Origin of the sequence: Pseudomonas baetica, from assembly GCF_051216495.1 — a bacterium.
Classification (GTDB): domain Bacteria; phylum Pseudomonadota; class Gammaproteobacteria; order Pseudomonadales; family Pseudomonadaceae; genus Aquipseudomonas; species Aquipseudomonas baetica_B.
On record NZ_JBPKAM010000194.1, the window covers coordinates 1 to 5,873 of the forward strand.

General features: G+C 62.3%; 3 protein-coding genes and 1 pseudogene. 1 reads left to right on the top strand and 3 read right to left on the bottom strand.

Annotated features, from left to right (window positions below; all coding sequences use genetic code 11):
• Nucleotides 1-83 precede the first annotated feature (83 nt).
• From ACSFE6_RS30780 to ACSFE6_RS30790, 3 genes and pseudogenes are all read right to left on the bottom strand, one after another.
• Nucleotides 84-1,760, bottom strand: a complete 1,677-nt coding sequence (locus ACSFE6_RS30780; RefSeq protein WP_435431143.1) for an MFS transporter — start codon at nucleotides 1,758-1,760, stop codon at nucleotides 84-86.
• A gap of 291 nt (nucleotides 1,761-2,051) precedes the next feature.
• Nucleotides 2,052-2,807 carry a methyl-accepting chemotaxis protein gene (locus ACSFE6_RS30785; protein ID WP_435431145.1) on the bottom strand — a complete coding sequence of 252 codons (756 nt, stop codon included), beginning with the start codon at nucleotides 2,805-2,807 and terminating at the stop codon, nucleotides 2,052-2,054.
• 102 nt (nucleotides 2,808-2,909) lie between these two features.
• Nucleotides 2,910-4,199: pseudogene (locus ACSFE6_RS30790) on the bottom strand (HAMP domain-containing protein); the annotation flags it as partial.
• A gap of 247 nt (nucleotides 4,200-4,446) precedes the next feature.
• Here ACSFE6_RS30790 and ACSFE6_RS30795 point away from each other — a divergent pair.
• Nucleotides 4,447-5,763 carry a Na+/H+ antiporter family protein gene (locus tag ACSFE6_RS30795; RefSeq protein WP_435431144.1) on the top strand — a complete coding sequence of 439 codons (1,317 nt, stop codon included), beginning with the start codon at nucleotides 4,447-4,449 and terminating at the stop codon, nucleotides 5,761-5,763.
• Nucleotides 5,764-5,873: the final 110 nt, after the last annotated feature.

Genomic DNA, 5,873 nt, shown 5'->3' on the forward strand with positions numbered 1-5,873 from the left:
GTCAGACACCATCTTCATTGACTGACACACCGCTTTCGCGAGCAGGCTCGCTCCCACAAGGAATTGCATTTTTCCTTCAATCCTCAGGTGTGATGAATCTCCCGATCCTTGGTTTCCGGCATGAAGAAAATCCCCAGGACGGCCGTCATCACCGCAATGACAATCGGATACCACAGCCCGTAGTAGATATCCCCCGTGGCCGCGACCATGGCGAAGGCCACCGTCGGCAGGAACCCGCCGAACCAGCCATTACCGATGTGGTAGGGCAGCGACATCGAGGTGTAGCGGATGCGCGCCGGGAACAGTTCCACCAGCCAGGCGGCGATCGGGCCATAGACCATGGTCACGTAGATCACCAGGATCGTCAGGAGCAACAGCACCATCGGATAGTTGGACTTGGCCGGGTCGGCCTTCTCGGGGTAGCCGGCCTCCTTGAGGGCGGTGGCGAGCGAAGCGGTGAACGCGTCGTTCTGCGTCTTGAAGTCGGCGGCCGGCATGCCGGTGCCTTCGAAGCTCGTGAGCACTTTCTCACCGACCCGGACTTGCGCCACCGTGCCCGGCTCGGCCTTCACGTTCTGATAGGGGATGGCCCTTTTCGCCAGCACGGTCTTGGCCAGGTCGCAGGAACTGGTGAATTTGGCCTTGCCCACCGGGTCGAACTGGAACGAACACTGGGCGGGATCGGCGATCACCGTGACCGGATTCTTCTCCTGCGCGGCAAATACATCGGGGTTACCGTATTGGGTCAGCGCATGGAAAATCGGGAAATAGGTCACCGCCGCCAGAATGCAGCCGGCCATGATGATGCCCTTGCGGCCGATGCGGTCGGACAGGCTGCCGAAAATCACGAAGAACGGCGTGCCGATCAGCAAGGAGCCGGCAATCAGCAGGTTGGCGGTCTGTGGTTCGATCTTCAGCGTCTGCAGCAGGAAGAACAGCGCATAGAACTGCCCGGTGTACCAGACCACCGCCTGGCCGGCGGTGCCCCCGAGCAGGGCCATGATCACGATCTTGAGGTTTTCCCAGCGGGCGAAGGATTCGGTCAATGGCGCCTTGGACGCCTTGCCTTCGGCCTTCATTTTCATGAACACCGGCGATTCGCTGAGTTGCAGGCGAATGTACACCGAGATGATCAGCAGCAGGATCGACAGCAGGAACGGAATCCGCCAGCCCCAGGCTTCGAAGGCCTCGGTGCCCAGCGCGGTGCGACAGGCGAGGATCACCAGCAGCGACAGAAACAGGCCGAGGGTCGCGGTGGTTTGAATCCACGAGGTGAAATAACCGCGCTTGCCTTTGGGGGCATGTTCGGCCACGTAGGTCGCCGCGCCACCGTATTCGCCCCCCAGGGCCAGGCCTTGCAACAGGCGCAGGGTGATCAGGATGATCGGCGCGGCGACGCCGATGGTTGCGTAGCCGGGTAGAAAACCCACCACTGCCGTGGAGACACCCATGATCACGATGGTGATCAGGAAGGTGTGTTTGCGCCCGATCATGTCGCCCAACCGGCCGAACACGATGGCGCCGAAAGGCCGGACGGCGAAGCCGGCGGCAAAGGCGAGGAGGGCGAAGATGAAGGACGTGGTCTCGTTGACGCCAGCGAAAAAGTGTTTGGCGATGATCGCGGCCAGAGAACCGTACAGGTAGAAGTCGTACCATTCGAACACGGTGCCCAGGGACGAAGCGAATATGACCTTGCGCTCCTCCCGGGTGATCCCGCGGTTGGGCGCGCTGCCCGTGGTGGTGTTGTCGATTGCCGCCATGAGTTTTCTCCGTTGTTCTTGTTTTAGGCCGGAGCACCTTCACTGTAATTGCCGCACCCTGGCCCTGGGGCTGAAGCTTGGACACGAACTGACGGCCTCGCATCGCTGCAAGGTTTCATGAAGCATAATCGGCTTTAGACAGATATCCACTCGCCATCATTGATGGCTGGATCGGGACCTGTAGGAGCGAGCCTGCTCGCGATGGTGGTCAACGATAACGCGGGGAGCCTGAATGCCCGCGGTGTCTAATCGTTCATCGCGAGCAAGCTCGCTCCTACAGGGGGCTGGGGGTTAAACGCGGAACTGATCCATCAAGCTCTGTTGCTGGTTCGCCAGGCTATTGAGCGACTGGCTCACCCGCGCCGATTCATTGGCCTGTTCCGACAGCGATTCGGTGACATCGCGAATGGTCGCCACGTTGTTGTTGATCTCCTCGGCCACCGCACTTTGTTCTTCGGCGGCACTGGCGATCTGCAGGTTCATGTCGCTGATGACGGTGACGGCGTCGCCGATCTGCCGCAGGGCTGTGACGGCCTGGCCGACCTGCTCGACGCTGCCCTGGGCCTGGCGATGGCTATTGCCCATGGAGCCCACCACATCCTGGGTGCCGCTTTGCAGTTGTTCGATCACCAGCCGGGTTTCTTCCACCGACTCCTGGGTGCGTCGTGCCAGATTGCGCACTTCATCGGCCACCACGGCAAACCCGCGCCCGGCTTCGCCGGCACGGGCCGCTTCGATGGCGGCGTTGAGCGCCAGCAGGTTGGTCTGTTCGGCGATGGCGCGGATCACTTCCAGGACCGAACCGATCTTCTCGCTGTTGGCCGCCAGCCCTTCGACCTGAACCATGGCGGCGCTCATGTCGGCGGCCAGGTGGTCGATGCTGGCGGTGGTGCGGTCGATCACGGTCAGGCCCTGGCGGGTCGCCTGATCGGCATCCCGCGCCGCCTGGGCCGCTTGGGCGGCGCTGCGGGCAACGTCCTGGGCGGTGGCGCTCATTTCGTGGGAGGCGGTGGCGACCTGATCCACTTGGCGGTATTGCTGTTCCATGCCGGCACTGGTCTGGGTGGCGATGGCGGAGGACTGGTCCGCGGTGCTGCGGGCGTCCTGCACCGAGCGTTTGACCTCGGCGATGATCGGTTGCAGCTTGTCGAGGAAGCGGTTGAACCAGCCGGCCAACTGGCCCAGTTCATCCTTTTTGTCGTAGGCCAGGCGGCGGGTCAGGTCACCTTCGCCGCTGGCGATGTCTTCGAGCATGTACGCCACGCCGAGGATCGGTTTGGTCACGCTGCGGGCCATCAGCCACACCAACAGCAAGCCGATCAACGCGGCCAGTAAGCCCAGACCGAGTTCGGTCAGGGTGCCGGCGGTGTTGCTGTCATCCAGCTGTTTTTTCAACGCTTCGGCAGGTCCCACCAGGACTTTTTCCGGCACGTCGAGCAACACGCCCCAGGACTTGCCGCCGGGAATCGGCTGGAACGGCGCCAGGACCTTGAGTTGCTGATCGTTGTGCAGGCTGGTGGTCTTGCTGGCAGCGGCGAGCATGCGCATCAGCTCGGCACCGGAGCTCTTGTCCACGGCTTCCAGGCGCTGGCTGAGTTTGCTGGCGTCCGGGCTATAACCTGCAAGCAGGCCGGCGGGGCTGACGATGCTGACGCTGGTCTGGCCGTCATAGAGCTTTTTGCTGGCGCCCTGGCTGACCGCTTGCAAGCTGTTGAGGTTGATGTCCACCGACAGCGAAGCGATAACCTTTCCGTTGACCATCAGCGGGAAAACGATGCTGGTCATCAGCACGTTCTGGCCGTCGATCACATAGAAGTAGGGTTCGATCACGCAGGGCTTGAGCGTGGCGCGCGGGCAAGTGAACCAGGCATTGGCCGGTTCGCCGCTGGGGCCGGTGCTGGTGTCGGCGATGTCTTTTTCCGGCAGCGGCATCGAGGTGAGTTGGCCGGGCGTCGGTTGCGACCAGTACAAGGCAAACCGCCCCTTTTCGTTACTGCCGACCTCGCTCTGACCGGCGAACAGCTCGTCCTTGCCGTCCAGCCCGTTGGGTTCGAAGACCAGGGACAATCCGAGCAGTTCCGGGTTGGCTTGCAGGGCCGACTTGACCTGGCGGGTCAGGTCTTCGCGCAGGTCGAAGGCATCGAGAAAGCGCTTTTCGGCCTGCTCGCGCAGAAACAGCACCTGCCGGGAAAAGCCATGACCGTATTGATAGGCATCCATGAACTGCTGGCGTATGTTCAGCGCCTGGTTTTCGCCCTGGGACTCGATCCGGGCCTGGGCGGCTTCGGTCAGCATCTCCATGCTCGAGGCTTTCACCAACGCAGAGCTGTGCTCCATGCGATACAGCGAAAGGCCCACCAGCAGGGTCACGATGCCTGCCAGGCAAAGGCCGGCCAGCAGGGTGATTTTCCATTGAATGGAAAGTTGTCTGAGCGACATGGAGACGTCCTTATTCGATAAATATCTGAGACTTTGCACTGTAACGGCCTAAGGGCAGCTTTCTTGAGCTGCAAGCTGCAAGTGAAAAACACACCAGCTTGCCGCTTGCCGCTTGCCGCTTGAAGCTTGCAGCTTGCGGCTGCTTCCGTCACAGTGCGCGCCCTCTAATAAAACCCATTCCTTCAATCCGCTGGCGGCTCCCGTAGACTGCCGGACGGAGTCTTTCCGTTTGTCTCGAGGTAATGAAATGAATGCAGTGATTGCCGCGGTCGGCATCATGCTGATACTCAGCCTGTCCCGCGTGCACGTGGTCATCGCGCTGATCGTCGGTGCGCTGGTGGGCGGCCTGACCGGTGGCCTGGGTATCGAAGCGACGCTCAAGGCCTTCAACAGCGGGCTCGGTGGCGGGGCGACGGTGGCGTTGTCCTACGCGTTGCTCGGCGCGTTCGCCGTGGCGATTGCCAAATCCGGTCTGGCCCACGCCCTGGCCGACAAGGCGCTGGCGATGGTCGATCGCCAGCACGCCACCGGGGGTGGTCAGGTCAAGTGGTTGCTGATCGGCCTGCTCTGGGTCGTCGCCATCGCTTCTCAAAACATCCTGCCGATACATATCGCCTTCATTCCGTTGCTGGTGCCACCGCTTTTATACGTGCTGACCAAGTTGCAACTGGACCGTCGGTTGGTCGCCTGCGTCATCACCTTCGGTCTGATCACTCCGTACATGTTCCTGCCGGTGGGCTTCGGCAACATCTTCCTCAATGAAATCCTGCTGGCCAACGTCGCCCGCAGCGGCGTGGACATCAGCGGCATCAACGTCACACACGCCATGGGCATCCCGGCGCTGGGCATGCTGGTCGGGCTCGGGGTGGCATTCATCAGCTACCGCAAGAAGCGTGTCTACAACCTGGAAAAGATCGAGCAGGTCGAACAGGTGGCCGTGCAATACAACCCGTTGAGCCTGATGGTGGCGGGCCTGGCCATCGCCGCGGCGTTCATTATCCAGTTGCTGCTGGACTCGATGATCATCGGTGCATTGGCCGGTTTCCTGATCTTCTCGCTGTCGGGCATCGTCAAATGGCGTGATACCGATGACCTGTTCACCGAAGGCATGAAGATGATGGCGATGATCGGCTTCATCATGATCGCCGCGTCCGGGTTCGGCGAAGTGATCAAGGCGACCGGAGAGGTGCAGACGCTGGTTGAAGCCTCCGCTGCGTGGATCGACCACAGCAAGGCCATTGGCGCGCTGATGATGTTGCTGGTGGGGCTGCTGGTGACCATGGGCATCGGTTCGTCGTTTTCCACGGTGCCGATCCTGGCGGTGATTTTCGTGCCGTTGTGCGTGCAACTGGGCTTCAGCCCGATCGCCATCGTGTGCATCGTCGGCACCGCTGGCGCCCTGGGTGACGCCGGTTCGCCCGCCTCGGACTCGACCCTTGGGCCGACCTCCGGCCTGAACATCGACGGCCAGCATCACCACATTTGGGACACCGTGGTCCCGACCTTCCTGCACTACAACCTGCCGTTGCTGGCGTTTGGCTGGTTAGCGGCGATGGTCTTGTAAGCACACCACTTACCCTGTGGGGGGGGGGGGGGGGGGGGGGGGGGGGGGGGGGGGGGGGGGGGGGGGGGGGGGGGGGGGGGGGGGGGGGGGGGGGGGGGGGGGGGGGGGGG

Coding starts and splice junctions, on each gene's coding strand:
- ACSFE6_RS30795 (WP_435431144.1), top strand. CDS start 4,447: ATGAATGCAGTGATTGCCGCGGTCGGCATCATGCTGATACTCAGCCTG.
- ACSFE6_RS30785 (WP_435431145.1), bottom strand. CDS start 2,807: ATGGAACAGCAATACCGCCAAGTGGATCAGGTCGCCACCGCCTCCCAC.
- ACSFE6_RS30780 (WP_435431143.1), bottom strand. CDS start 1,760: ATGGCGGCAATCGACAACACCACCACGGGCAGCGCGCCCAACCGCGGG.